Here is a 26,829-nt window from a genome sequence, read left to right on the forward strand (position 1 = left end):
CCTCCGTGACGCAACCCAATTACGTAACTCAGCTACGTAACTCTGTTACGTACGATACGCCCGAAACGTTCATCGCAACTTCATGGCGCGTGGAAGTCCGCGCCAAGGGGCACTTACGCTGCGCCCTGTTCGCAAGCCGTGTTCCGCAAGCATGGAGCCTGCCTGCTGGGCTTTGAAAAACCTACGGATTATATCGCAGCGAGCCTCTTTCCGCACTGCACACAAGACTTTCGCGAACGATACAGCAACAATTTTTCTCACTGTCGAGGTGATTGGCCATATGGCCGATCGTCCATCCGGCTGACTCGTCAAACCTGGGAAAATCCTTTATGCTGCATTGACTTATCACAAACGACGGCGGCGCCGTCCGGCTTTTCAAGCCGGGTGAACCCGCCGTATTTGTTTCATGACCGCCAAAACTATCCGCCACTATCTGCAGTTCAAGGACTTCTCGCTAGCCGATTATGAATATGTGCTCGAACGCGCACGCATTCTGAAACGCAAGTTCAAGAACTACGAAACCTATCACCCGTTGCACGACCGCACGCTCGCGATGATCTTCGAGAAAAACTCGACGCGCACGCGACTGTCGTTCGAAGCGGGCATCTTCCAGCTCGGCGGCCATGCGGTGTTCATGAGCACGCGCGATACGCAGCTTGGCCGCGGCGAGCCGATCGAAGACGCCGCGCAGGTGATCTCGCGGATGGTCGACATCATCATGATCCGCACGTTCGGCCAGGACATCATCCAGCGCTTCGCCGAAAATTCGCGCGTGCCGGTCATCAACGGTCTCACCAACGAATATCACCCGTGCCAGGTGCTGGCCGATATCTTCACGTATTACGAGCATCGCGGGCCGATCCGCGACAAGACGGTCGCGTGGGTCGGCGACGCGAACAACATGCTGTACACGTGGATCGAAGCCGCGCAGATTCTCGGCTTCAAGCTGCGTCTGTCCACGCCGCCGGGCTACAAGCTCGACCGCGCAGTCGTCGCGTCCGAAAGTGCGCCGTTCTACCAGGAATTCGACGACCCGCATGAAGCATGCGCCGGCGCCGACCTCGTCACCACTGACGTCTGGACCAGCATGGGCTTCGAAGCGGAAAACGAAGCGCGCAAGAAAGCGTTCGCAGACTGGTGCGTCGATGCCGAGATGATGGAGCGCGCCAATAAGGACGCGCTTTTCATGCACTGCCTGCCCGCGCATCGCGGCGAAGAAGTCAGCGCGGAAGTGATCGACGGGCCGCAAAGCGTCGTGTGGGACGAAGCGGAAAATCGTCTGCACGTGCAGAAAGCACTGATGGAGTTTCTGCTGCTTGGGAAGCTCAATCACTAATGCTTGAGCGCTAATCTGCGAGCGCACGCTGGCGTTACCGCAGCGTGCCTCCGATGTGCCGCTTATGTTCCTCTAATGTTCCCCTTGCTCGCCGCCGCCCGTCCAAAACGCGGGACATCGGCCGGTTTAGTGTCAAAATAGCGTTTTTCCGCGCACCGGGGCCGCCGGCGCGCACTAGTCTTCCAGCTACGAGTCCATCATGAGCGATATCAAGAAAGTCGTGCTCGCCTATTCGGGCGGCCTCGACACCTCCGTCATCCTGAAGTGGTTGCAGGACAACTACGACGCAGAAGTCGTCACGTTTACGGCCGACATCGGTCAGGGCGAAGAGCTGGAACCGGCGCGCAAGAAAGCGCTGCAACTCGGCATCAAGCAGGACAACATCTTTATCGACGACCTGCGCGAAGAGTTCGTGCGCGACTTCGTGTTCCCGATGTTCCGCGCCAATACGATTTACGAAGGCGAGTATCTGCTCGGCACGTCGATCGCGCGTCCGCTGATCGCGAAGCGCCAGATCGAAATCGCACGTGCAACGGGCGCCGAAGCGGTGTCGCACGGCGCGACCGGCAAGGGCAACGACCAGGTCCGCTTCGAACTCGGCTACTACGCGCTCGAACCGGGCATCAAGGTGATCGCGCCGTGGCGCGAATGGGATCTGCTCTCGCGCGAGAAGCTGCTCGCCTACGCGGAGAAAGCCGGCATTCCGATCGATATGAAGCACAAGCAAGGCGGCGCGCCGTATTCGATGGACGCGAACCTGCTGCACATCTCGTTCGAGGGCCGTCACCTCGAAGACCCGAAGGCCGAGGCCGAAGCCGACATGTGGCGCTGGACGGTGTCGCCGGAAGCGGCGCCGGATCAGCCCGAATTTCTCGATATCGAGTACGAGCATGGCGACCCGGTAGCGCTGAACGGCAAGCGCCTGGCGCCGGCTGACATGCTGACCGAACTGAACCGCCTCGGCGGCAAGCACGGCATCGGTCGCCTTGATCTCGTCGAAAACCGCTATGTGGGCATGAAGTCGCGCGGTTGCTATGAAACGCCGGGCGGCACGATCATGCTGAAGGCACACCGCGGCATCGAATCGATCACGCTCGACCGTGAAGTCGCGCATCTGAAGGATGACCTGATGGCGCGCTACGCCTCGCTGATTTACAACGGCTACTGGTGGAGCCCGGAGCGCCGCGCGATTCAGGTGCTGATCGATCATACGCAGGAAAAGGTCAACGGCTGGGTGCGCGTGAAGCTGTACAAGGGCAGCGTGTCGGTTGTCGCGCGCGACTCGAAGGAGACGCTGTTCGACAAGACCATCGCCACCTTCGACGATGATGGCGGCGCGTACAACCAGGCGGACGCCGGCGGCTTTATCAAGCTCAATGCGCTGCGGATGCGGATTGCGGAAAATGCGCGTCGTAAGCGTGGGGCCTGATTCTTGGGTTTAGGTTTGGCCTTGGGTTTGGCCTTGGGTTTGGCCCGGGGTTTGGCCTTGCGTTAAACCGGGGCTGAAATCGAAAAAGCGCCGATGCACGAATGTGCATCGGCGCTTTTGCTTTGGGTCTCACGCAAGCTCGTCTGAGCGCGACGCAGCGCGTTTGAGCGCATTCCGCACCCGCCACCCTCAAAGAAAGATCGGCTCCGGCTCGAGCTCGACACCAAAGCGTGCCGCGACGTCACGCTGAATCGCCGTCGCAAGCGCAAGCACGTCGGCACCGGTCGCGCCGCCGCGGTTGACGAGCACCAGCGCCTGCCGGTCGTGAACCGCCGCCGCGCCCAGCGCGCGCCCCTTCCACCCGCAACGGTCGATCAGCCAGCCAGCGGCCAGCTTCATGCGCCCATCGGACTGCGGATACGAGATCACGCCCGGCTCCCGCTCCAGCAGCGCATTGAACTGCGCCGCGTCCACCACGGGATTCTTGAAGAAGCTGCCGGCATTGCCGAGTGCCAGCGGGTCGGGCAGCTTCGCGCGGCGCACGCTGACGACCGCATCGAAAATCGCCTGAGCGCTGGGCGCGTCGGCAGTCGTGGCCGCGTCGGCGTTTGTATTGGCGTTGCCGCCGCCGTTCCGGCGTGCGGCCAGTTCGCGCGCGACATCCGCATAGCCGGCACGCGGCGTCCAACCCTTCGGCAGCCTGAACGTGACCGACGTGATCACAAAGCGGTCGCGCCCTTCCCGCTTGAAAAAGCTGTCGCGATAGCCGAACCGGCACGCGCTTGCGTCCATGTCTACAATCCCGCCGGACGCGAGATCGACGGCGCGCAACGAGGCGAAGCGCTCGGACATTTCGAGCCCGTATGCGCCGATGTTCTGGATCGGCGCCGCGCCGACCGTGCCCGGAATCAGTGCGAGATTCTCAAGACCGGGCAAACCGTGCGCGAGCGTCCATGCGACGAACTCATGCCAGTTCTCGCCGGCCGCCGCCTCGACGAACCACGCGTCGGCGTCTTCACGCAGGACGCGCCGGCCGCGCAGCGCGATCAGCAGCACAAGCCCGGCGAAATCGCGCGTCAGCACGATATTGCTGCCGCCGCCCAGCACGAGCCGCGGCAGTCCGGCCGCGCGCGGGTCGCGCACCGCGGCGAGCAACTGGTCTTCGCGTTCGATCCGGCATGCCAGTTGCGCACGCACGTCGAAGCCGAAGGTGTTGTGCGCGCGCAGCGGATAGTCGGCGATAAGCGGGACGGAGGCGGTTTCAGACATCGGGTCGGGGATCGGCAAGGCGTCGAACTTATTTCGGTATCGGCGGGCGGGGTTCAGGTAAGTCTCAGGCGCGTCGTAGCAGGTCAGGACCGCCTCGTCGTGAACCCCGCGCCGGGGCTGGCCAGCAGGAGAAGCGATACGAAAAGCCGTACCAGCAACGTATAAACATCGAGCAAACTTGGGCAAACGAAGAGGCGTCGGTAAAATGACATCGATTCGTGATTATAGCGAGTGCATCGCGCGCGCCCGGTGGGCGGCATGGGGGCACCGCGGCACTATGGGAGAAAAAGATGCCATCGTTCGACGTCGTCTGCGAAGCCAACATGGTTGAGGTGAAGAATGCGATCGAGCAGTCGAACAAGGAAATTTCGACGCGCTTCGACTTCAAGGGATCCGATGCCCGCGTCGAGCAGAAGGAACGCGAGCTGACCGCGTATGCCGACGACGAGTTCAAGCTCGGCCAGGTCAAGGACGTGCTGCTCGGCAAAATGGCCAAGCGCAATGTCGACGTGCGTTTCCTCGATTACGGCAAGATCGAGAAGATCGGCGGGGACAAGGTCAAGCAGGTCGTCACGATCAAGAAAGGCGTATCGGGCGACCTTGCGAAGAAAATCGTGAGGCTCGTGAAAGACAGCAAGATCAAGGTCCAGGCGAGCATTCAGGGCGACGCGGTGCGCGTGACCGGCACCAAGCGCGACGATCTGCAAAGCGTGATTGCCATGCTGCGCAAGGACGTGACGGATACGCCGCTCGACTTCAACAACTTCCGGGATTGAGCGCGCGAAGCCAGGTGGGGCTCTCGCGGCTTTGATATCGCGGCTACGCGGTCACGACTCAGCGCCCCGGCTTCACAGCCCGGCTTCACAGCCCGGCGTCATAGCCCGGCTTCACAGCCCGGCTTCACAGCCGCGGCTTCAAAATCGCCGCTTAGTGCTTACGGTTTGCGCGGCCCCGTGCCGCCGGCTGCTCCGCCCGCCGCCTCCTTCTTCTTGTCGCCGATGCGGCTTTCCTTCCCAGCCACAAGCTTCGCGATGTTCCCACGGTGACGCCAGACCAGCAGCGCGCTCATCGCGACAACCGCAAGCGCAATCACGTTCGCACCGAACAGAAAGCCGTCGAATAGCGGCGCGAAGACAGCCGCGCAAATGGCCGCGAGCGACGAGTATCGCGTGAAGAACGCGACGATGAGCCAGGTCAGAAGCGTCGCGACGCCGAGTATCGGGTTGATCGCGAGCAGCACGCCGGCCGCGGTCGCCACGCCTTTGCCGCCCTTGAAGCGGAAGAATACCGGGTAGAGGTGGCCCAGAAATACGGCAATCGCGGCAATCGCGATCGCCGTTTCGTCGAGGCCGAAGCGCGGGCCCAGATAGCCGGCAAGCCACACAGCCACCCAGCCCTTGAACGCATCGCCGATCAGCGTCAGCACCGCGGCCTTCTTGTTGCCCGTGCGCAGCACATTGGTCGCGCCGGGATTTCCCGACCCATACGAACGCGGATCGGCGAGCCCCATCGCCGCGCTCACGATCACGGCAAACGACACCGAGCCGATCAGATAGGCCACGACGGCGACAATCAGGTTTTCCATGTCGAAACTCATATAGAAATCAAAAAGCGCGATGCAGGCGCTTCCACTATGCGCCGCTTCCTGGCAGCTACTCAGTTGCCTCGCAGTTGCTTCTCGCTGCTGCCAGGCAATTCCTCAGCAACGACGCCCGAGCATCGCGCGGACTTCCGCTGCGACGCCCCGCATTCGCGACGGCGCACATTCTACCGAAGCTGTCAGCGCCGGTCTGCGTGTGTCGGAACACCCACGCCTTGCCTGCTGCGCTCAGTCGACGCTCGCGCACTGCACCGGCTGCGCGCGAAGCAAGCCGGTCAGCACGGACGGCTCGATACTGACGAGAAATCCGCGCCGTCCACCATTGATCCATATCCGCTCCAATTCCAGAATGGACGATTCCACGTAGACCGGCATCGTCTTGCGCGTGCCGAACGGCGACGTACCGCCAATCAGGTACCCCGAATGCCGGTTCGCGACATCGGGCTTGCATGGCTCGACGCGCTTCGCGCCGATCTGCCGCGCGAGGTTTTTCGTCGATACGGTGCGGTCGCCGTGCATTAGCACGATGAGCGGCTTTGCATGCTCGTCTTCCATGACGAGCGTCTTCACGACGTGATGCTCATCGACGCCAAGCTGACGCGCCGATTCTTCGGTACCGCCATGCTCGATGTAGTCATACGGATGCTCGCCGAATTCGACGCCGTGGCGGCGCAGGAACTGCGTCGCGGGCGTCTCGGACACGTGTCTGGATTTGCTCATTCGGGGGATTGTAATGTCGGTCAGCGGTGGCGCGCCATCTGCCGAATGGCCAGGATTGTGCGGGCTTTGCGCCTGTGGCACGATTTTCCGCGATTCGTCGGTGGATTGATGAAGAGACGTTGTCCGGAGCGATGCATCGCGGATGCGTGTAGCTGGTGTGAGCCGCCTCGATGCGTTGCCGGCCTTGCATGGCGGTTCGCACCGGCTCGTGCCAGCGCCTCATGTGACCGCCGCATGCCGCCGCCACATGCCACTGCCGCATGCCAGCACCGCATGTCGCCGTATTACCGCCGCACCGTCTCGCCGCTTTACCGCCTTGCCGCCATGGAGATATGCCTTGAGTCATTCGCCGTACCCGCCATCCGCATCGGAACCGAGCACCGAGCCGCAAGCTCCCGCGAACGTGGCCATCGATGCCGCGACGCTCCTCGCATCGCTGCCCGCGCGCATCGCCGACATTCCGGCGCGCGGCGCCGCGCGCGACCCTGAGCATCTCGCGCTGATCGAAGATGAGCGTTGCCTCACCTATACGCAACTGGCCGCGGCCACGAACGAAACAGCGATGCGCCTGCGCGAGCTGGGCGTACGCGGCGGCGACCGCGTGATGATCGTCGCAGAAAACTGCGTCGCGCAAATCGTGCTGCTCTTCGCCGCGGCGCAACTCGATGCCTGGGCGCTGCTTTGCAACGCACGGCTCGCGCCGGCGGAACTCGATGCGATCGTCGACCACGCGAAGCCGCGCGTCGCAGCATTTGCAACGGGAACATCACCTGATGCCGAGCGGCATGCGCAGCGCCGCGGTGCGCGGCGCGCATCGGCACTCGCAACGGATATCGGCGCGTGGTCGTTCACCGTCGACGCATCCGCATCGGCCGAACCTTTGGAAACCGCGGCCGACCGCCAGTGCGCCGCGCTGATCTACACCACCGGCACAACCGGCGCGCCAAAGGGCGTGATGCTGTCGCATCGCAATCTGCTGTTTATCGCGGCGATGTCGAGCACGTTGCGGCGCGTCGGTCCCGACGACGTGGTCTACACGGTGCTGCCGGTGTCGCATGTGTACGGGCTCGCGTCGGTGTGCCTCGGCAGCCTGTATGCGGGCGCAAGCTTGCGGCTTGCGCCTCGTTTCGCGCCGCAAGCCGTCCACCACGCGCTTGCCGAAGAGTGCATCTCGATCTTCCAGGGCGTGCCCGCGATGCACGCAAAACTGCTCGACTACCTGCACACGCAACGTCTGCCCTGGCGTGCGCCGCGCTTGCGCTTTGCGTACTCGGGCGGCTCGCCGCTCGACGCGGCGCTAAAAGCGCGCGTCGAAAACCTGTACGGAGTCGCGCTGCACAACGGCTACGGGTTGACGGAGACAAGCCCGACCGTCGCGCAAACGTTGCTCGATGCACCACGCGCCGATTGCTCGGTCGGTCCGCCGATCCCCGGCATCGCCGTGCGCGTGATGTCGTCCGATGGCATGGACGTCGCAAACGGCGCGGTCGGCGAGCTATGGGTGCGTGGCCCAAATGTGATGCTCGGCTACTATCGCGACGCCGCCCTGACGCGCGCCGCCATCACCGACGACGGCTGGCTCAAAACCGGCGACCTCGGGCGGCAGGATCCGGACGGCGCAATGCATATCGTCGGGCGCAGCAAGGAGTTGATCATCCGCTCGGGCTTTAACGTGTATCCGGCGGAAGTCGAGCAGGTGCTGAACGCGCACCCGGATGTCGTTCAATCGGCAGTGATCGGCCGTCCGGCGGCCGACGGCAACGAGGAAGTGATCGCGTTCGTCGAACTCGCGGCCGGCGCGCGCGTATGGCCGGAGCAACTGATCGAATGGTGCGGAACGCGGCTTGCGCCGTACAAGCGGCCGGCCGAAGTGAAGCTGCTCCACGCGATGCCGGCGGCGTCGACGGGCAAGATACTGAAGCACAAGCTGCGCGAGCTTGCGTAAGGACTGGCTGGAGCAAGCTCGCGCAGCAGGCATCAGTCGCCGGTTACGACAGCGCCGCGACGGGCAATCAGCCCCGCGATGCTACGAGACCGCAGCGCCAACACAGCCCTTGCCGTGCTTGCCGCGTTTGCCACACTCATCCGCATTCACCGCCTCACCCGCACTCACCCGCGCTCACCCGCACTCACCGCCTCACCCGCGCTTAACGCCTCGCCCGCCTCACCCCCGCGGATGATGCGCCGCATGCAGCGACCTCAACCGCTCGCGCGCGACGTGCGTATAAATCTGCGTCGTCGAAATATCCGTATGCCCGAGCAGCAGCTGCACGACGCGCAAGTCCGCACCGTGATTCAGCAGATGCGTCGCGAACGCGTGCCGCAACGTGTGCGGCGACAGCGGTGCATGCACGCCGGCCGCAGCCGCATGGCGCTTGATGATGTTCCAGAACTGCTGGCGCGTCATGCCTTCCGCGCGCGCGGTAACGAACAGCGCATCGGCGGAACGCGCGCCCAGCAGCGCAGGCCGCGCCTCGCGCAAATACCGCTCGATCCAGCCATGCGCCTCTTCGCCGAACGGAATCAGGCGCTCCTTCGCGCCCTTGCCCAGCACCCGCACGACGCCCTCGTTGAGTCCAACCTCGACCGTCTTCAACGTGACGAGTTCGGTCACACGCAAACCGCTCGCGTACATCAGCTCGAGCATCGTCCGGTCGCGAAGCCCGAGCGGCGTATCGATATCGGGCGCGCCGAGCAGCGCCTCGACCTGCGCTTCGGTCAGCGTCGACGGAAAACGCGGCGGCTGTTTGGCCGAGCGGATGCGCAGTGTCGGGTCGGCGGCCGCGCGATGTTCGCGCACGGCCCATGCGTAATAGCGCCGAAAAACCGACAGACGCCGGTTCGCGGAAGTGGATTTGTCCTTCTGGCGCACCGCGCTATAAGCGGTGAGGTCGGGCTCGCCGGCCGTGTCGAGCGACGCATTGCGCGTCGACGCAAGCCATTCGGCAAATAACCGCAGATCGCGCCGATAAGCATCGAGCGTGTTGCGCGAGAGGCCATGTTCGAGCCACAGCGCGTCGCAGAACGCATCGATCGACGCGCTGCTCGACTGGAACAGAGGCGACGCAACGGGCGCGCCGGTGGCATCGGTGGTAACAGCGTCGCTCATGCGTAACTCGCGCCTTCGTGCGCCAGCAGCCAGCGCTTGACCGTGCGATAAAAGCCATCGCCGCCATGATGCGCAAAGCCGCCGATACCGCCCGATGCGACCACGCGATGGCATGGCACGACGATCGGCAGCGGATTCGATCCGCATGCCTGGCCGACCGCGCGCGGCACGCTGCCGATCTCTTTCGCAAGCTGTCCGTAGGTCAACACGACGCCGGGCGGAATCGCGCTGATGCCTTGCCAGACACGCCGCTGAAACGCGGTGCCGGGCGTGGCAAGCGGCAGGTCGAACGTCGCCGATGCGTGTTCGAGATAGCGTTCGATCTGCCTGACCGTTTCCTTCGCCAGCGCCGTATCAGGCGCGACGCTTGGCACGGAATCCGGCAGGTAGACGATCTCGCACACCTTCGCGCCGTCCACGCGAATGCCGATCTTGCCGAACGGCGCCTCGATCACTGCGTTGTACATGATGAACGTTTCCTCCCTAAAGCAGTCGCCGTTGTCTGCGTCACACGCGCACAACGGCACGCAACACGCAGCGCGCAACCCACACGCGTTCCAGCTATTCCACCCACCGATGCCAGCACTCTACGCCGCCTCCAGCGCCCATTGCACATGTTCGCGCACGAGCGCCGAAGGATCGTCGGCGCGGCCGCGCAGCGCATCGACAATTTCCAAACGCACCCGCGGCGCGAGCGTGGCCCGGTCCGCGCGCAACGCATTGCCCATGCCGACAGCGAGATTGCGCAGCCAGCATTCGTAGCCGATCCGTCGAATCGCGCTGCCTTGCATGCGCGTATCGAAGTCTTCCGCGCTCCAGCTGAACAGTTCGGTCAACGATGCACGGTCGAGCCCGTGCCGCACATCGAAGTCCGCGACCGGCGCGGCCTTCGCGAATTTGTTCCACGGACACACGAGCTGGCAGTCGTCGCATCCGTAGACACGATTGCCGATCAGCGGCCGCAAATCCCGGGGAATACTGCCCTTCAGTTCGATCGTCAGATACGAGATGCAGCGCCGCGCATCGACCTTGTACGGACCGACGATCGCCCCCGTCGGGCACGCATCGATGCAGCGCGTGCAGTGGCCGCAATGCGCGCCCGCGGTTTGCGGCGCACGCTCGGGCGCGCTTTGCGCGTCGGTCGGCAGCGGCAGATCGATGTAGATCTCGCCGAGGAAAAACAGCGACCCGGCGTCGCGCTGAAGCAGCAGCGTATGCTTGCCGCGCCAGCCGACACCCGCTTTCTGCGCGAGTTCGACTTCGAGCACGGGCGCCGAATCGGTAAACACACGAAACCCATACGGACCGATTTCGGCTTCGATACGTTCCGCGAGCTGCTGCAGACGATTGCGCATCACCTTGTGATAATCGCGGCCGCGCGCGTAAATCGACACGACGGCTGCGGACGGATCCGCGAGGCGTGCGACCTCGCGACTGCGCCAGTCAGGCTCGCCCGGCTCGGCTGCGCGCTGTTTGCCGCTTAGCGTCGCATGCGCTGTGCCGGCCGCTTCACTGCTCCGCTCGGCGCCCCGCGCACCGGCCGCGTCACCGGCCTGGTCGCTACTCCGCTCGCCGCCCTTTGCACCGGCCGCCTCGCCGGGCTGTTCGCCACGCCCACGATCGTCAGCACCACGCGCGACCTCCCCGGCGTCCGCGCTTTCATCCCCCTTTCCGGCATCTATCGAATCGGGCAAATGAGTCGGCAAATCAGCGGGCAAATAGGCCATGCGCGCGGTAATCACGCGTAGCGTGCCGGCCACAAGCTCGGCAGGCCGTGCACGTTTCATCCCATGTTTGGCCATATAATCCATCTCGCCGTGCCAGCCCGCGTGAAGCCATGCCGCGAGGCCCGCTTCGGCATCCGCGAGGTTCGTATCGCTGATACCCACCTCGCCGAAACCCAGCTCGCGTCCCCACGTCTTGATGCGCGACGCGAGCGCAGCCAGCGCGGCTTCATCGGCTGCATCGAACTGATGATGTAGCGGGCGATGTGTAGCGCGCGGGCCGCCGGTGGAGTCGGGCGTGCCGGAAACGGGATGCTGCTGGCTTCGGTCCATCACGTCATTTTACGAGAATGCCCGTTCAACCCGATCACGCGACACCGCCTTCTGCCAGCGTCCTGCTCGAGCGCACCACGATGCTCGCGGACGAAGCCGCGACCGCGGCGTTCGGCGAACGATTCGCGCGAGCGCTCGAAGCCGTGCGCGGCGAACAGCGCACAAGCGGGCACGCGTTCAAGGGTTTGCAGGTGCAGCTGATCGGCGACCTCGGCGCCGGCAAGACCACGCTCGTGCGCGCCACGCTGCGCGCACTCGGTCACACCGGCCGTGTACGCAGCCCGACCTATACGCTCGTCGAGCCTTATACGGTTGAGCTGCCCGGCAAGGGACCTGACCGGGAACTCGCGGTCTATCACTTCGATCTGTACCGTTTCAACGATCCGGCCGAATGGGCCGATGCGGGCTTTCGCGAATATTTCGACAGCGGCGCGGTCTGTCTCGTCGAATGGCCGCAGCGCGCGGGCACTGTGCTCGGTGTGCCGGATCTCGTCTTCTCGCTCGAAGTGGAGGGAGAGGGACGCAGGTTGACCGCCCTGGCGTATAGCGAATCAGGAAAAGCATGTCTCGAAAGATGTTGATCAAACCGTTCCGCTCGATCGAATCGGCCGCCACGGCTTCGCACAACTGGCGGCGCCGCCAGATTCTGCGCGCCGGCGCATCGACCCTCGTACTGGGTCTCTCGGTATCGGTGCCGCGCCTCGCGTGGGCAAGCTCGGTGCTCGGCGTGCGCGTCTGGCCCGCGCGCGACTACACGCGCGTGACGATCGAATCCGACCAGCCGTTGCAGACAAGCCAGCAGTTGCTGCAGGGCCCGGACCGGCTCGTCGTCGACCTGAACGGGCTCGACCTCGACCAAGCGCTGAAAGATCTCGTCTCGAAGATCGCGCCGAACGATCCGCAGATTCAATCGGTGCGCGTCGGGCAATACCAGCCGCACGTGGTGCGGATGGTGTTCGACCTCAAGGGTTCGGTGAAGCCGCAAGTCTTTACGCTGACGCCAGTCGGTTCGTACAAGTACCGGCTCGTGTTCGACCTGTATCCGGCTGTCGCGCCGGACCCGCTGATGGACCTGCTCGCGCAGACCGAGCGCAAGGAACAGCGTCTGCAGGAGCAAAGCGCGGCGCCGAATGCGACGCTCAACGGTCCGTCGTCGCCGCCCGCGTCAGCGGATAACAGCGATGCGTTCTTCCAGAAGTACGCGCAGAACGACGCGACCGCGCCTTCGGGTCCGGCCGCCGCACCGGGTACACCGCTCACGCCACTCACGCCGCGCGCGCAAGCTCAAACGCAAGCGCAGGCCCGCCTCAACCCGACGCCGACTCCCGCACCGCACGCGCCCGCAAAACCGGCGCAGCCGCCATCGGCGCTCGCGCGCAACGACGACAACGGCGCGGATAGCGACAACAACACCGACGACACCTACACGTTCACCACGCCGAAGGGCAAGAGCAACACGGTCCGTCTGCTAACGGTCGCGATCGACCCCGGCCATGGCGGCGAAGACCCGGGCGCGATCGGCGGCGGCGGCACGTACGAGAAGCACGTCGCGCTCGATATCGCGAAGAAGCTGCGCGCAAAGATCGATGCGCAACCGAACATGCGCGCGATGATGACGCGCGACCAGGACTTCTTCGTGCCGCTCAACGTGCGCGTGCAGAAAGCGCGGCGCGTCGGCGCGGACCTCTTCGTATCGATCCACGCCGACGCGTTTACGACGCCCGAAGCGCACGGCTCGTCGGTATTCGCGCTGTCGGAGCACGGTGCGTCAAGCGCCGCGGCACGCTGGATGGCGAACAAGGAGAACTCGTCGGATCAGATCGGCGGCATCAATATCAAGTCGACCGACGCGGCGGTGAACCGCGCGCTGTTCGATATGTCGACCACGGCGCAGATTCGCGACTCGCTGCGCTACGGCAACTTCGTGCTGAAGGAAGTCGGCGAGGTCAACAAGCTGCACAAGGGCTCGGTCGAGCAAGCGGGGTTTGCGGTGCTGAAGGCGCCCGATATTCCGTCGATCCTCGTCGAGACCGCGTTTATCAGCAACCCGGACGAAGAGCGGCGCCTGAACGACGACGCGTATCGCGACCGCATGGCAAGCGCGATCATGAGCGGCATCAAGCGCTATTTCGCAGCCAACCCTCCGCTGGCGAAGAGCCGGATGACGTAAGCACAAGGCGGCACACGCCGCCTTTACTGTGAACGAAGCGGCGCGAGTCGCCGGATCACCCACCCGCCGAACACATTCACCGCGAGCCCCACCATCACGACGGCTGCGCCGGCGATCTCCGCAGTCGACAGACGTTCGCCAAGTAGCATCGCCGCGGACGCAAGCCCGACGATCGGCACGAGCAGCGAAAACGGCACGACCTGGCTTGCCGGATGACGCGACAGCAAGCGGCTCCACAAACCATAACCAAGCAGCGTCGCGAGATACGCGAGATAGGCAACTGCCAGCAGCGAATTCACACTGATGTTCGACAGCGCGGCGACGATCCGCTGCGGTCCTTCGAGCCAGTACGACAACAACAGAAACGGCACCGGCGGAATCAGGCTTCCCCATACGACGAGCGCGACAAGGTCGATCTTCCCCACCTTCTTCGTGACGATATTGCCGAGCGCCCACATCACCGCGGCACACAAGGTGAGGATGAAACCGGCGAGCGTCATGGCACGACCGCCTTGCATGCCGATCACCGCGAGACCGCCTGCCGCGATCACGAGACCCGCGATGTTGTGCGCGCGAAACCGCTCATGCAGAAACAGCGCCGCGAACAGCAGCGTGAAAAACGCCTGCGCCTGCAGCACGAGCGACGCGAGGCCGGCCGGCATGCCGACATACATCGCCGAAAACAGGAACGCGAACTGGCCCAGCGAAATCGTCGCACCGTACGCGACGAGCCAGAACCATGGGATACGAGGGCGTCTCACGAAAAATACCGCCGGAACCGCGGCAAACGTGAAACGCAGCACGCCGAGCAGCATCGGCGGCACGCCATGCAGGCCCACCTTGATCAGCACGAAGTTGACGCCCCACACCACCACCACAACGAGCGCGAGCAACAGGTCTTTCGGCGCCATTCGCGCGTCTCCGGTTTTATCCTGCGTTGGCGAAAACATCAGAGTTTACCGAAGCGGGCGATGCGTCGCGAGCGGCCGGCCCGTGCGCAGGATGCCAGCGTGAAGCAACCTTCGGGCAGTAGAATGGGCATCCCGCCCCACTGACTGAACTTCCGTCACCATGTCCTCATCGATCAAAGCGGTTCTGAAGCCTCACTTGCGCGATATCGGCAACCTCGTTGTCCGGCGCGTGCTGCCCGCGATGGCCGCGCGCCTCGTCGGCCCGTTCATCTTCTTCGATCACATGGGCCCGGCTACGCTGGCGGCCGGCACCGGCATCGACGTGCGCCCGCATCCGCATATCGGACTCGCCACCGTCACCTATCTGTTCGACGGCGCGATCATGCATCGCGACAGCATCGGCTCAGAACAGAAGATCGTGCCAGGCGACGTCAACTGGATGACGGCCGGCGCCGGCATAGTTCATTCGGAACGCACGCCCGACGAAGACCGCGCGCGCGGCTCGCGCGTGCACGGCATCCAGACCTGGGTCGCGCTGCCGCTCGCCGATGAAGACTGCGCGCCGTCGTTCGAGCATCACGCGGCGCATACGCTGCCGGAGTTCGAACGCAACGGCGTCACGCTGCGCGTGATCGCCGGCACCGCATTCGGCCATACCGCGCCCGCCCATACGTTTTCGGGCACGCTGTATGTCGCCGCGCGATTCGCATCGGGTAGCGCGCTTGCGCTCGAGCCCGAGCACGAAGAACGCGGCGTCTATCTGGTCGAAGGCGATCTGTCGATCGATGGCACGCCGCTCGAGCCCGAGCAGATGGCCGTGCTGACGCCCGGCGAAACGGTGACGCTCGCGAGCCGCGACGGCGCAACGGTCATGCTGCTCGGCGGTGAAAAGCTCGAAGGCGAGCGCTTTATCGAATGGAATTTCGTCGCGAGCTCGCGCGACAAGATAGAACGCGCGAAAGAGGCGTGGACGAATCAGCAAATGGGCCAGGTGCCGGGCGAAACCGAATGGATTCCGCTACCGGAACGAAAATGAGCGCAAATGAGTGCAAAGACGCGCACAAGTAAGCACACAGATGAGTGCACAGATAAGCGCAAGCTGGCCGCGCTGACCGCGTCGCCGAACCGGGCACGGCAAGCCGCTTGCTCGTCATACGATATTGAACGGGCGCTTTTTGCCCGCAATTAATGCCCTCAACCAATCCGCTGAACAGTTTGACGACGAGGATGCGATGGACACCACTCTGGCCACTTTCGAAAAAGACGTAATCGCCGGCTCGACGCTCGCGCCGGTGCTGGTCGACTTCTGGGCGCCATGGTGCGGGCCTTGCAAGAGCCTGAGCCCGATGCTCGAGCGTCTCGAGGCCGAATACGACGGCAAATGGAAGCTCGTGAAGGTCAACGTCGACGAGAACCAGGAGCTCGCCGCGCACTTCCAGGTGCGCAGCATCCCGCACGTCGTGGCGTTCGCGGACGGCCAGCCGGTCGATCAGTTTATCGGCGTGCTGCCTGAAGGCCAGTTGCGCGCGTTTCTCGACCGGCTCGTGCCGAACGGCGCGGAAGCCGCGCGTGCGGCGGCCGCGGCGGCCGTCGCGGAAGGCCAGCGCGACGTAGCTTACGATTTCCTTAAAGAAGCGCTGGCGTTCGATCCGGGCTTCGAAGACGCGCGCATGGACCTGATCGAGCTGCTGCTCGCGGACAGCCGGGTCGACGAGGCGAAGCAGCAAATCGACCTGCTGTCGCCGAAAACGACGCAGGGCATCGACGCACGCTTCAACGCGATCAAGACACGCCTCGATGCGCTCGACGCCGCCGCCGACCTGCCGCCGACCGATGCGCTTGAAACGAAAGTGGCCGAGCACCCGGAAGATCTCGATGCGCGCTTCGATCTCGCCAGCGCGTTTATCGCGCGCCACAAATATGAAGGGGCGCTGGAACAGTTGCTGGAGATCGTCAAACGCGATCGAGGTTTTCGCGACGATATCGGGCGCAAGACCATGCTGTCGGTGTTCGATCTCGCGGCGCACAATCCCGAGCTCGTCGCGAAATGGCGGCGCAAGCTGAGCGCCTCGCTGTTTTAAGCGGCGCCGCGTAAGCTCAAACTGCCTTCGAACTGCGGCGACTCTGAAGCATCGAACTGCCTCAAGCCTCAAGCCTCAAGCGTCGAACTGCGGCAAGCCTCAAGCCGCAGTTCACGCCGCGCCGGTCAAACCCCAACCCGCTGCGCGATCGCGCGCAGCACATACGATACGGCCGCGAGCCCAAAGCTCGCGGTCACGCAAACGCTCGAACCAAACCCCGCGCAGTTGAGCCCAACCGGCCCCGCGTGCCCCGGCGACGTCGCGACATGCTCGGCTTCTTCGTCGATATCGCAAACGGCCGCTTCCGGATAGATCAGCGGTTCATCCGAATAGACGGCGCTGACCTTGAACTTCGCCTTCGGCCCGCGCGGGAAACCGTGATGCTTGCGCAGTTGCGCGCGCACCTTCGATAGCAGCGGGTCCTGAATGGTCTGCGCGAGATCGTCGATGCGAATGCGCGTCGGGTCGAGCTGCCCACCCGCGCCGCCGACCGTGATGAGCGGTTGCCCATGCTCGACGCACCATGCGATCAGCGCGGTTTTGGTCCGCACGCTGTCGATCGCGTCGATCACATAATCGAAGCCGCCGCCGAGCACCTTGTCGAAATTGTCGGGCTCGATAAAGTCTTCGATCACGCGCACGTCGCACTGCGGATCGATCAGTGCAATGCGCTCGGCCATCGCATCGACCTTCGGCTTACCGTAGTTGCCGTCGAGCGCATGGATCTGCCGGTTCGTATTGCTTTCGGCGACGTTGTCGAGATCGATCAGCGTCAGCGTGCCGATCGCGCTGCGCGCGAGCGCTTCGACCGCCCACGAGCCGACGCCGCCAATGCCGATCACAGCGACATGCGCACGCTCGAATGCGGCCAGCGCCGGCGCGCCGTAGAGCCGCGCAACCCCGCCGAAGCGCCGCGCGCGGTCGGCTTCAACACCGGTGTGGCTGGTAGTAACATCGATAGGCACGCTGACGTGAGGGGCTGACATGATCGGCTTGATATTGGACAAACTGCTGCGTCTGATAGACGCGGAGACTGGAACACACGAAGCCCCTATTTTGCCTGATCAGGCAAAAGGCTATTTCAGCAGTTACTTTCAGGCATGGCGTGGGTCGTCGCAAACGCCGCGGCCGAGCACCATGGCCGGTCGTATCGCATTGGCAGGACACGCGTTCGCGAACGCTCCGCTGCGCGGGCCATTTCTTCCCCACAGTAAAGAGACTTATTGACCCGGTTGAGTACAAGAAAATGCGTCCTTCGCTATACTGGCCCTACTGTAGCGCTTGCATAACAACATGAGCTCACTTGCTGAACTTCGAAAAAACTATTCACTCGGCTCGCTGGACGAAGCCGATCTGGATCGCGACCCGATCCGTCAGTTCGAAAAGTGGTTTGCTCAAGCGATCAAGGCCCAGTTGCCCGAGCCCAATGCGATGACGCTCGCCACCGTCGACTCACGCGGCCATCCGTCGGCACGTATCGTTCTGATCAAAGGCGTCGACCCGCGCGGCTTCGTCTTCTTCACCAATTATGAAAGCCGCAAAGGCCGCGAGATCGCGGGTAACCCGCGCGCAAGCCTGCTATTTCACTGGATCGAGCTCGAGCGCCAGGTGCGCATCGAAGGCTTCGTCGAAATGACGAGCGCCGCGGAAAGCGATGCGTACTACGCATCGCGGCCGCTCGAATCGCGAATCGGCGCATGGGCATCGGCACAAAGTCAGGAAATTGAAAGCCGAGCCGCGCTCGAGGCGCGCGAGCGCGAAATCATCGCGCAATACGGCGAACATCCGCCGCGACCGCCGCACTGGGGCGGTTATCGCGTGGTACCCGACACGATCGAATTCTGGCAAGGCCGGCCTTCACGGCTGCACGACCGGATGCGCTACACGCGCGACGGCAGCGGCGCCTGGCGGATCGCCCGCTTATCGCCATGAATGCGACCCTGATCTCAAGCTGTACATAGTAAGACCGGCAATACCGGCAAGAGGGCGCGGCTGCCCAGCGATTGCAACCGATTGCAAGCGGCCGCATACGCCAGCCATATCGCGCTCACCGCCGCGCTAAGCACGGCATCCCGCAGGCGCTAGCCGATTCGGCAGGCTTTGCTTTGATTCATAGGATACGGAGAGATCGCATGTTCTGGGAAAAGAAGCTGGCGCAGTGGGTTGACGAGGTCCGGACGAAATCGAATATTCCGGCCCGTCTGGTGCTATGGGACGGTCAGAAGCACGACTTCGGCAACTTCGCCGAGCCGCAGGTCACATTGAAGGTGAATACGGCGTCGGCGATGCCGCTTCTGCTCGACCCGAGCCTCGACAATCTCGGCGAAGCCTACGTGAAGGGCAAGATCGACATCGAGGGCAAGCTTTCGGACGTGATCAATATCGGCTACTCGCTTGCGCGCAGCACGGTCACGAACACGAGCAAGCTCGCGCGCGTGACGCGCTACTTCAATCATACGAAGTCGTCAGATAAAAAGGCGATTCAGTACCACTACGACGTATCGAACGAGTTCTACAAACTGTGGCTCGACGAGAACATGGTGTACTCGTGTGCGTACTTCGAGAACGGCGACGAAGATATCGGCACCGCCCAGCTGAAGAAGATCGATCACATTCTGCGCAAGATCCAGGTGCAGCCGGGCCAGCGCCTGCTCGATATCGGCTGTGGCTGGGGCGCGCTCGTGATGCGCGCGGCGCAGAAGTTCGGCGCGCAGTGTGTGGGCGTCACACTGTCGCAGAACCAGTTCGATCTCGCGACGGAGCGCGTGAAGGCGGCGGGCCTCTCGGACAAGATCGAGATTCGCCTGCAGGACTATCGCGACGTGACGGGCCAGTTCGATCGCATCACGAGCGTCGGCATGTTCGAGCACGTCGGGCGCAAGAATCTGCCTGGCTACTTCAGGAAGATTCACGACCTGCTCGTCGAAGATGGTGTCGCGATGAATCACGGCATCACGTCGAGCGATGCGGACAGCGGCGAGACGTCGCTGGGCGGCGGCGAGTTTATCGACCGTTATGTGTTCCCGGACGGCGAACTGCCGCATATCGGCCTCGTGCTCGAATCGATGCAGCGCGGCGGCATCGAGGCGATCGATATCGAAAGCCTGCGCCGCCACTACGCGCGCACGCTCGATATCTGGACCGAGAACTTCGAGGCGAAGGCCGCCGAGGCGAAGAAGCTCGTCGACGACGAGAAATTCCGTATCTGGCGCGTGTATCTCGCGGGCTGCTCGTATGCGTTCGAGCACGACGATGTATCGCTCTACCAGGTGGTGTGCCGGCGTGCGGGACGCAGTGCGAAGACCTTGCCGTGGTCGCGCCGGTATATGTATGACACGCCGCTTTGAGGCGGCTTTGCGAGCGTGACGCGGGTCCAGGCGACCTGATCTAACCCGCTGTGAAGCACCCGCTATGAAGCATTGCATGCGCCGGACGCGTCGAAGACGCGATCCGGCGCTTGCATAAGAGCAAAAAGGAATCGATGGAAGAACGCGGCATACGCGACGACAACGTGCCAGCCGGACAGCTCGATATGTTCGGAGGCGCAGCAGCAGACGATGCGACTGGAAACGCTTCGGCGGTGGCAGCATCGTCATCGGCGTCGACGCGCGGCGAGTCAACTGAGGATTCGCGCTCGCGTGCCGTGACCTCCGCTCGCCCGGCCCAATCCGACGAATCAGCGGGCGGCGAGTCGGATGCGAACGCGTCGTCGCTGCGCGCAGCCGCTTCTCGTCGCGCAGTCAAATCAAGCGAGCACTCCGTAGCGTCGTTTTGGGAAGACGAGGTCGAAGCGCCGCTCGCGGAATCCGAAACCGCGAGCCAGGCCACCCGCGCGAAGGCCTCCGGCAAATCCACTTCTGCCGAGCCCAAAAAACCCCGCTCCAAAGGCGTGCTCGCCGCCGAACCCAATACCGATGCAATCGCCATCGCCGCCGGGCTTCCGCCTCAAGTCCACCTCGGCACATCGACCTGGTCGTTTCCGGGCTGGCGCGGCATCGTCTATGGCGACGACTACAGCAACAGCAAGCTGTCGCGCGACGGCCTGACCGCGTACGGCGCGCATCCGCTGTTGCGCACGGTCAGCATCGACCGTTCGTTTTATACGCCGCTGACGCTCGCCGAATACCTGCGCTATGCACAGCAGGTACCCGAGCACTTCCGTTTTATCGTGAAAGCGCCCGCGCTCGTCACCGACGCGACCGTGCGTGCCGAACGCGGCGAGCCCGTTTCGCCGAACCCGTGTTTTCTGAATGCGCAGCTCGCCACCGATGAATTCGTGCGGCCGTGCATCGATGGTCTCGGCGCGAAGGCTGGTGCGCTCGTATTCCAGTTTTCGCCGCTGCCGGACGCCATGCTTGCGCAGCCGGCCGAATTGATCGAGCGGCTTGCCGCGTTTTTTGCCGCATTGCCCACGCTGCCCGAAGGCAGCTGCTATGCAGTCGAGATCCGCGACGCATGCGTGCTCACACCGCGTTTTATCCGCATGCTGAAAGCGGCCGGCGTCCGCTATTGCGTCGGCCTGCACGCGCGCATGCCGGACACGCTGCGGCAGGCGGCCGCGCTCGCGCTGCTCGATGACGTGCCGGCCGGCCCGCTGATCGTGCGCTGGAGCTTGCACAGCGGCTTCAAGTACGAACAGGCGAAGGCCAAATACGATCCCTTCGACAAGCTCGTCGACGAAGATCCGGCGACGCGCACAGCGCTCGCCGAGCTCGCGGCGCGCTATGCGATTGCGGGCCAGCCGGTGCTGATTGCAGTGAACAACAAGGCGGAGGGTTCCGCGCCGCTCAGTTGCGTCGAGCTTGCGCGGGAAATTGCAGCCGCGTGTGTGAGGCTGCGCGAAGAACGCGCTACGCCGGCGGCTGCCGGCGTGTGATCGAAAAACTGCGGGAAAAGCAGCAGTAAAGGCCGCGGGAAAAGCCGCAAGAAAAGCGGCCGGAAAAACTGCGCCGAAGCCTCCAGCGAGACGGGCGTTGAGATACGCGCGGGTGATAACGCGGCACGCACGCACACCAATCCGGCGTGCGCCCGCTCCCTCGCTCTCTTTATACGCGGCTGCTCTTGATCCGATGCGCGAACTTCTGCCGGAACTTCGCGACCTTCGGCGCGACGACAAACGAGCAATAGCCCTGATTCGGATGCTGTGCGAAATAATTCTGATGATAGGCTTCGGCCGACCAGTAATTACCGTCGAGCGGCAACACCTGCGTGACGATCTGCCCGTCGTAAATACCTTCCGAGCCGATCTGGCGAATCGCCTGCAATGCGGTGTCGCGTTGCGCATCGGAGTGCGTAAAAATCACCGACCGGTATTGCGTACCGACATCGTTACCCTGCCGGTTCAGCTGCGTCGGATCGTGAATCGCAAAGAAGATATCGAGCACTTCGCGATAGCTGATTTTCGACGGGTCGAACTCGACCTTCACGACTTCCGCGTGGCCCGTCACGCCATCGCACACCTGTTCGTATGACGGATGATCGACGTGGCCGCCCGCGTAACCGGACTCCACCGATACGACGCCGTCGACGTCGAGATACACCGCTTCGAGACACCAGAAACATCCGCCGCCTAGCGTGGCGGTTTCGACTGACTGACTCATGCTGCTCGCTCCTTGATCGAGTTCTGTCTTGCGACTCATGCACCAACTGTTCCACATAGGCGAATCGCCGCACGCAGCTTGCTACGCAACCGTAGGGCCTTGGCGGGATGGCCGCGCGATTCCGCTAAAATTGGGTCAATTCGCCGAAAATCTACATGACCTTCAATCCAGTTTTTGCCATTCGCGCGGTCCGCATCGCTCACAAGGCGCAAACACCGCGGGAGTTCCCGAACCGATGAAACGCGCCGTGCCGCCCAATTTCGACGCCGCCGCGTTCCGCAGCGCGCTAGGCGAATTCGCCACCGGCGTCACCGTCGTCACGACGCGCGCGCCGACCGGCGAGCTCATCGGCATCACCGCCAGTTCGTTCAATTCCGTGTCGTTGTCGCCGCCGCTCGTGTTGTGGAGTCTCGCGACGCGCTCCGCGTCGATGCCGGTATTCCGGACGAATAGCCATTATGTCGTCAATGTGCTCGCCGCATCGCAACTCGATTTGTGCAAGCGCTTCGCGACGCTAAAGGGCGACCGGTTCGAGGGGGTCTCGCATGCGGCCGGCGACAGCGGCATGCCGGTGCTCGACGGCGCGCTCGCGTGGTTCGAGTGCCATAACCGCAGCCGGTATGAAGAAGGCGACCACGTGATTTTCGTCGGCGAGGTGGAGCGCTGCGGCGTGCGCGACGACGCGCAGCAGGCGGGGCCGCTCGTGTTCCAGAACGGCGAATTCCATACGCTCAAGGGGCTCTAGCCGCTGTAGCGCGCAACGGCTCGAAGTTGGCGGTTCGAGATTCGCGGGGCGCGGTTTGAGATTCGTGGTTCGCGCTAGGCCTTCACGCCTGGCACAAGGCTAACCGGCACGCCGGAATCTTCCTTGAGCGTCTGCAACACGATATTCGAGCGGATGTCGAGCACGCCCGGCGCCTTGTACAGGCGCGTGAGCACGAAATCCGAATAGTGTTTGAGGTGATGCGCGAGCACGTGCAGCAGATAGTGCGTCTCGCCCGTCACGACGAAGGCGCCGATCACTTCGGGCCATTCGCGCACGGCTTCCGCGAAACGCTCGTGCCAGTTTTCCTGTTCGTTGCGCATCGATACCTGAACGAAAGCTTCGAGTTCGAAGCCCAGCACTTCGCGATTGAGACACGCGCGGTAGCGTTCGATGACACCCTGTTCTTCGAGCAGGCGCAAACGCCGCAAACAGGCAGACGGCGACAGCGATATCCGCTCCGCCAGATCGAGATTGCTGATTCGTCCTTCGTGCTGAAGCACCGTCAAGATACGGCAATCGGTGGCGTCGAGCGAGATCGCGTTCATTTTCGGTCTCCCTTTCCCGTCCTCGCCAAATTATGTTCCAAACAAGCGGAAATAACGAGTTTTTTTCGCAACCCTATTTCGTGCCAGCCGGCCTATCATCGAGATCATGGATACGAAAGCGAAAGGCGATCGGAAGAAGCGTGCGTTGTGGGACATCACACCCGCTGTCGATGCAGCCACGCCCGTCTGGCCCGGCGACACGCCGGTGGGTATCGAACGGGTCTGGCGCATGGAGGCCGGCTCGCCCGTCAATGTCGCACGCCTGACCCTGTCGCCGCACACCGGCGCGCATACCGACGCGCCGCTCCACTACGACGCCGACGGCGCGGCGATCGGCGAAGTGCCGCTCGATGTCTACCTCGGCCCGTGTCGCGTGATTCATTGCATCGGCGCGGCACCGCTCGTCACGCCCGACCACGTTAAGGCGGCGCTCGACGCCGTCCCGGCCCGCGTGTTGCTGCGCACTTATGCGCATGCACCGCTACGTGAATGGGATAGGGCGTTCTGCGCGGTTGCACCGGCAACGATCGACCTGCTCGCCGCGCGCGGCGTGCGATTAATCGGCATCGACACGCCCTCGCTCGATCCGCAAGACTCCAAAACGATGGACGCGCACTTGCGCGTGCGCGCACACGGCATGGCCATTCTCGAAGGCATCGTGCTCGACGAGGTCGAAGCCGGCGACTACGAGCTGATCGCGTTGCCGCTCAAGCTGACGACGCTCGATGCGAGCCCGGTGCGCGCGGTGCTGCGTGCACTGGACGGCGCGTCGAGCCCGAGCCCTAGCCCGAGCCAGCAAGACTAACGAACCGGTTGCCGGCGTTGCGACCGCCCCTGATTGACGGAAACCACAATGAATACCCGAGACGAAGCCGTGGCCCTCGACGAAGCCGACCCGCTCGCGCCGCTGCGCGCGCAGTTCGCGCTTGCGCCCGACACGATCTATCTGAACGGCAATTCGCTCGGCGTGCCGCCCGCGGCCGCAGCGCAGCGCGCGCAGGTCGTAATCGCGGCCGAATGGGGCGAAGGCCTCGTGCGTAGCTGGAACACGGCCGGCTGGTTCGCGCTCGCGAAGCGCCTCGGCAACAAGCTCGCGCCGCTCGTCGGTGCCGCGCACAACGAAATTGTCGTCACCGATTCGATTTCGGTGAATCTGTTCAAGCTGCTGTCGGCGGCCTTGCGTTTCCAGAGGCAGCGCGATCCGAAACGGCGCGTGATCGTCGCGGAGCGCGGCGATTTTCCGAACGATCTGTATATTGCGCAGGGCCTCGTTGCGCAGTTCGACGGCGCGTATGAACTGCGTTTCATCGACGATCCGTCGGAACTGCCGGCCGCATTGCAGCCGGACACGGCGGTCGCGATGCTGACGCAGGTCAACTACCGCAGCGGCTATATGCACGATATGGCCGCACTCACGCAGCTGATTCATCAGAAAGGCGCGCTCGCACTGTGGGACCTCGCGCATTCGGCGGGTGCGGTGCCGCTCGATCTGAATGGCGTCGGCGCCGACTGCGCAGTCGGTTGCACGTACAAGTATCTGAACGGCGGCCCCGGTTCGCCCGCGTTCGTCTGGGTGCCGCACCGCCATCAGAATGCATTCACGCAGCCGCTGTCCGGCTGGTGGGGACACCGCGCGCCGTTCGCGATGAATCCGGTCTTCGAACCCGAAGACGGCATCGGGCGCTTTCTGAGCGGCACGCAGCCGATCGTCTCGATGGCGCTCGTCGAATGCGGACTCGACGTGTTCCTGCAAACCGATATGCCCTCGATTCGCAAGAAATCGCTGGCATTGACCGATCTCTTTATCGAACTTGTCGAAGCGCGTTGCGACGCGTTTCCGTTGCGCCTCATCACGCCGCGCGAGCATGCGCGGCGCGGCTCGCAGGTGAGCTTCGCGCATCCGAACGGCTACGAAGTGATGCAGGCGCTGATTGCGCGCGGCGTGATCGGCGACTATCGCGAGCCGCACGTGCTGCGCTTCGGCTTGACGCCGCTTTACACGCGCTACGTCGATGTATGGGACGCGGTCGAGACGCTGCGCGACGTACTCGCGAACGAAACCTGGCGAGCCGCGGAATTCGCGCAGCGCGCGGCGGTGACCTGAGCGGACAAGCCAACGGACGAACGAAGCAGCGGATAAAGCAGCGGACAAGGAGCGCACGATGACCACCGACCCGATGAAGCTGCAGGACGACGAACGCCCGCACGGCCCGGGCGCCGCGCGCGACGGCACGCCTGGATCGCACGGGCCGCACGCGCCGCACAGTTCACATCCGCAGCACAGTCCACACGCGCCTCACATGGCCGCGGGCGACGGCAGTGATAACGACAACCACACCGGCAACCACAGCGCCAACCGCACCGGCCAGCACGCGGGCGAAGCCAGCGGCCCATCGAAGTCGATGACCTATGCCGACTACCTGTCGCTCGACACGCTGCTGTCCGCGCAGCATCCGCTGTCGCCCGATCCCAACGAGATGCTGTTCATCATCCAGCATCAGACGAGCGAGCTATGGCTCAAGCTCGCGCTCTACGAACTGCGCGGCGCGCTCGCCGCCGTGCATCGCGACGAGTTGCCGCGCGCGTTCAAGATGCTCGCGCGCGTGTCGCGGATCTTCGAGCAGCTGGTGCAGGCGTGGGACGTGCTCGCGACGCTCACTCCGTCCGAATACACGTCGATGCGGCCGTACCTCGGCAGTTCGTCGGGATTTCAGTCGTTTCAGTATCGCGAGCTCGAGTTTCTGCTCGGCAACAAGCATGCGGAAATGGTGGCGCTGCATGCGCAACGGCCCGAGGCCATGAACGCGATTCGCGGCTTGCTCGAAAAGCCATCGTTCTACGACGAAGTGGTGCGTCTGCTCGCACGGCGCGGCCTCGCAATTGCGCCGGAAAGACTGGAACGCGACTGGACGAAGCCGACCGAATACGACGCGAGCGTCGAGGCCGCGTGGCTCGAGGTCTATCGCAATCCATCGAAGCATTGGGAGCTGTACGAAATGGCCGAAGAGCTGGTCGACCTCGAAGACGAGTTTCGCCAGTGGCGCTTCCGGCATGTAACGACCGTCGAGCGGATCATCGGCTTCAAGCAGGGCACCGGCGGAACGCCGGGTGTGCCGTATCTGCGCAAGATGCTCGACGTCGTGCTGTTTCCCGAACTGTGGCACGTGCGCACGGTGCTATAGCCGTCCGCGCTTTCCACGCATCTCCACGTCCCTTCCCCACCTCCGCTTTCATGC

General features: G+C 63.6%; 25 protein-coding genes. 15 read left to right on the top strand and 10 right to left on the bottom strand.

The genetic code is table 11. The features are described 5' to 3' along the window. Nucleotides 1–406 precede the first annotated feature (406 nt). Both argF and KZJ38_RS19830 read left to right on the top strand, forming a co-directional pair. Entirely contained in the window at nt 407–1,336 is a 930-nt protein-coding gene (gene argF, locus KZJ38_RS19825; RefSeq protein ID WP_219797857.1) for an ornithine carbamoyltransferase, read from the top strand. Nucleotides 1,337–1,535: 199 nt separating this feature from the next. Further along, a complete protein-coding gene (locus tag KZJ38_RS19830; RefSeq protein ID WP_219797858.1) occupies nt 1,536–2,765 on the top strand; it encodes an argininosuccinate synthase in 1,230 nt (409 codons plus the stop codon). 189 nt (nt 2,766–2,954) lie between these two features. Here the strand turns inward: KZJ38_RS19830 and murB are convergent, their stop codons facing one another. Then, on the bottom strand, nt 2,955–4,034 hold the full coding sequence (murB, locus tag KZJ38_RS19835) for a UDP-N-acetylmuramate dehydrogenase (protein WP_219797859.1): 1,080 nt from the start codon (nt 4,032–4,034) through the stop codon (nt 2,955–2,957). Between the two features lie 290 nt (nt 4,035–4,324). Between murB and KZJ38_RS19840 the strand changes: the two genes are divergently transcribed. After that, a complete protein-coding gene (locus KZJ38_RS19840; RefSeq protein WP_219797860.1) occupies nt 4,325–4,810 on the top strand; it encodes a YajQ family cyclic di-GMP-binding protein in 486 nt (161 codons plus the stop codon). A 158-nt stretch (nt 4,811–4,968) separates the two neighbouring features. Here KZJ38_RS19840 and plsY read toward each other — a convergent pair whose 3' ends face one another. Together plsY and ybaK are read right to left on the bottom strand one after the other, a co-directional pair. Next, nucleotides 4,969–5,619, bottom strand: a complete 651-nt coding sequence (plsY, locus tag KZJ38_RS19845; RefSeq protein WP_219797861.1) for a glycerol-3-phosphate 1-O-acyltransferase PlsY — start codon at nt 5,617–5,619, stop codon at nt 4,969–4,971. Between the two features lie 243 nt (nt 5,620–5,862). Continuing rightward, nucleotides 5,863–6,354: a Cys-tRNA(Pro) deacylase gene (gene ybaK / locus KZJ38_RS19850; RefSeq protein WP_219797862.1), complete on the bottom strand. Its 492-nt coding sequence runs from the start codon at nt 6,352–6,354 to the stop codon at nt 5,863–5,865. Nucleotides 6,355–6,496: 142 nt separating this feature from the next. On the opposite strand from ybaK, the gene KZJ38_RS19855 reads away from it, so the two are divergent. Further along, nucleotides 6,497–8,299 (top strand): class I adenylate-forming enzyme family protein, encoded by a 1,803-nt coding sequence (locus KZJ38_RS19855; RefSeq protein WP_425518262.1) that lies wholly within the window; start codon nt 6,497–6,499, stop codon nt 8,297–8,299. A gap of 219 nt (nt 8,300–8,518) precedes the next feature. Here KZJ38_RS19855 and xerD read toward each other — a convergent pair whose 3' ends face one another. The 3 genes from xerD to queG all read right to left on the bottom strand — a co-directional run bounded on the left by xerD (nt 8,519) and on the right by queG (nt 11,274). Beyond that, nucleotides 8,519–9,463, bottom strand: coding sequence for a site-specific tyrosine recombinase XerD (gene xerD, locus KZJ38_RS19860; protein WP_219797863.1), 945 nt, complete (start codon nt 9,461–9,463; stop codon nt 8,519–8,521). Next, entirely contained in the window at nt 9,460–9,930 is a 471-nt protein-coding gene (locus KZJ38_RS19865; RefSeq protein ID WP_219797864.1) for a methylated-DNA--[protein]-cysteine S-methyltransferase, read from the bottom strand. Before KZJ38_RS19865 ends, xerD begins: the two co-directional genes overlap by 4 nt. 120 nt (nt 9,931–10,050) lie before the next feature. Continuing rightward, nucleotides 10,051–11,274, bottom strand: a complete 1,224-nt coding sequence (gene queG / locus KZJ38_RS37030) for a tRNA epoxyqueuosine(34) reductase QueG (RefSeq protein WP_425518371.1) — start codon at nt 11,272–11,274, stop codon at nt 10,051–10,053. A 263-nt stretch (nt 11,275–11,537) separates the two neighbouring features. Here queG and tsaE point away from each other — a divergent pair, with 263 nt between their 5' ends. Together tsaE and KZJ38_RS19885 are read left to right on the top strand one after the other, a co-directional pair. After that, nucleotides 11,538–12,101 carry a tRNA (adenosine(37)-N6)-threonylcarbamoyltransferase complex ATPase subunit type 1 TsaE gene (gene tsaE, locus KZJ38_RS19880; RefSeq protein WP_219797865.1) on the top strand — a complete coding sequence of 188 codons (564 nt, stop codon included), beginning with the start codon at nt 11,538–11,540 and terminating at the stop codon, nt 12,099–12,101. Further along, a complete protein-coding gene (locus KZJ38_RS19885) occupies nt 12,083–13,690 on the top strand; it encodes an N-acetylmuramoyl-L-alanine amidase (protein ID WP_219797866.1) in 1,608 nt (535 codons plus the stop codon). The genes tsaE and KZJ38_RS19885 overlap by 19 nt, the downstream gene beginning before the upstream one ends. 23 nt (nt 13,691–13,713) lie before the next feature. Here the strand turns inward: KZJ38_RS19885 and KZJ38_RS19890 are convergent, their stop codons facing one another. Continuing rightward, nucleotides 13,714–14,601, bottom strand: coding sequence for an EamA family transporter (locus tag KZJ38_RS19890; protein ID WP_219797867.1), 888 nt, complete (start codon nt 14,599–14,601; stop codon nt 13,714–13,716). A gap of 160 nt (nt 14,602–14,761) precedes the next feature. On the opposite strand from KZJ38_RS19890, the gene KZJ38_RS19895 reads away from it, so the two are divergent. Together KZJ38_RS19895 and trxA are read left to right on the top strand one after the other, a co-directional pair. Further along, a complete protein-coding gene (locus KZJ38_RS19895) occupies nt 14,762–15,637 on the top strand; it encodes a pirin family protein (protein ID WP_219797868.1) in 876 nt (291 codons plus the stop codon). Between the two features lie 196 nt (nt 15,638–15,833). After that, entirely contained in the window at nt 15,834–16,682 is an 849-nt protein-coding gene (gene trxA, locus KZJ38_RS19900) for a thioredoxin (RefSeq protein WP_219797869.1), read from the top strand. A 125-nt stretch (nt 16,683–16,807) separates the two neighbouring features. Here the strand turns inward: trxA and tcdA are convergent, their stop codons facing one another. Continuing rightward, nucleotides 16,808–17,668, bottom strand: a complete 861-nt coding sequence (tcdA, locus tag KZJ38_RS19905; protein WP_219797870.1) for a tRNA cyclic N6-threonylcarbamoyladenosine(37) synthase TcdA — start codon at nt 17,666–17,668, stop codon at nt 16,808–16,810. 307 nt (nt 17,669–17,975) lie between these two features. Between tcdA and pdxH the strand changes: the two genes are divergently transcribed. The 3 genes from pdxH (at nt 17,976) to KZJ38_RS19920 (ending at nt 21,558) form a co-directional block, all read left to right on the top strand. Then, nucleotides 17,976–18,614: a pyridoxamine 5'-phosphate oxidase gene (gene pdxH / locus KZJ38_RS19910; RefSeq protein ID WP_219797871.1), complete on the top strand. Its 639-nt coding sequence runs from the start codon at nt 17,976–17,978 to the stop codon at nt 18,612–18,614. A gap of 200 nt (nt 18,615–18,814) precedes the next feature. Beyond that, nucleotides 18,815–20,029 carry an SAM-dependent methyltransferase gene (locus KZJ38_RS19915; protein WP_219797872.1) on the top strand — a complete coding sequence of 405 codons (1,215 nt, stop codon included), beginning with the start codon at nt 18,815–18,817 and terminating at the stop codon, nt 20,027–20,029. A gap of 185 nt (nt 20,030–20,214) precedes the next feature. Beyond that, nucleotides 20,215–21,558, top strand: a complete 1,344-nt coding sequence (locus KZJ38_RS19920) for a DUF72 domain-containing protein (protein ID WP_425518372.1) — start codon at nt 20,215–20,217, stop codon at nt 21,556–21,558. Between the two features lie 169 nt (nt 21,559–21,727). Here KZJ38_RS19920 and msrA read toward each other — a convergent pair whose 3' ends face one another. Next, nucleotides 21,728–22,282, bottom strand: coding sequence for a peptide-methionine (S)-S-oxide reductase MsrA (msrA, locus tag KZJ38_RS19925; RefSeq protein ID WP_219797873.1), 555 nt, complete (start codon nt 22,280–22,282; stop codon nt 21,728–21,730). Between the two features lie 235 nt (nt 22,283–22,517). Between msrA and KZJ38_RS19930 the strand changes: the two genes are divergently transcribed. After that, a complete protein-coding gene (locus KZJ38_RS19930) occupies nt 22,518–23,027 on the top strand; it encodes a flavin reductase family protein (protein WP_219797874.1) in 510 nt (169 codons plus the stop codon). A gap of 74 nt (nt 23,028–23,101) precedes the next feature. On the opposite strand, the gene KZJ38_RS19935 is transcribed toward KZJ38_RS19930, so the two are convergent. Further along, the gene (locus tag KZJ38_RS19935; protein WP_219797875.1) at nt 23,102–23,593 is read right to left on the bottom strand and encodes an Lrp/AsnC family transcriptional regulator; all 492 of its coding nucleotides are present in this window, start codon (nt 23,591–23,593) and stop codon (nt 23,102–23,104) included. Nucleotides 23,594–23,699: 106 nt separating this feature from the next. On the opposite strand from KZJ38_RS19935, the gene kynB reads away from it, so the two are divergent. The 3 genes from kynB to kynA are packed head-to-tail and all read left to right on the top strand — an operon-like array spanning nt 23,700 to nt 26,775. Next, the gene (gene kynB, locus KZJ38_RS19940) at nt 23,700–24,398 is read left to right on the top strand and encodes an arylformamidase (RefSeq protein ID WP_219797876.1); all 699 of its coding nucleotides are present in this window, start codon (nt 23,700–23,702) and stop codon (nt 24,396–24,398) included. 48 nt (nt 24,399–24,446) lie between these two features. Then, nucleotides 24,447–25,697 carry a kynureninase gene (kynU, locus tag KZJ38_RS19945; protein ID WP_219797877.1) on the top strand — a complete coding sequence of 417 codons (1,251 nt, stop codon included), beginning with the start codon at nt 24,447–24,449 and terminating at the stop codon, nt 25,695–25,697. Between the two features lie 58 nt (nt 25,698–25,755). Next, nucleotides 25,756–26,775: a tryptophan 2,3-dioxygenase gene (gene kynA / locus KZJ38_RS19950; RefSeq protein WP_425518264.1), complete on the top strand. Its 1,020-nt coding sequence runs from the start codon at nt 25,756–25,758 to the stop codon at nt 26,773–26,775. The last annotated feature ends 54 nt before the right edge of the window (nt 26,776–26,829 follow it).

It is taken from the genome of Paraburkholderia edwinii (genome assembly GCF_019428685.1).
Lineage (GTDB): Bacteria > Pseudomonadota > Gammaproteobacteria > Burkholderiales > Burkholderiaceae > Paraburkholderia > Paraburkholderia edwinii.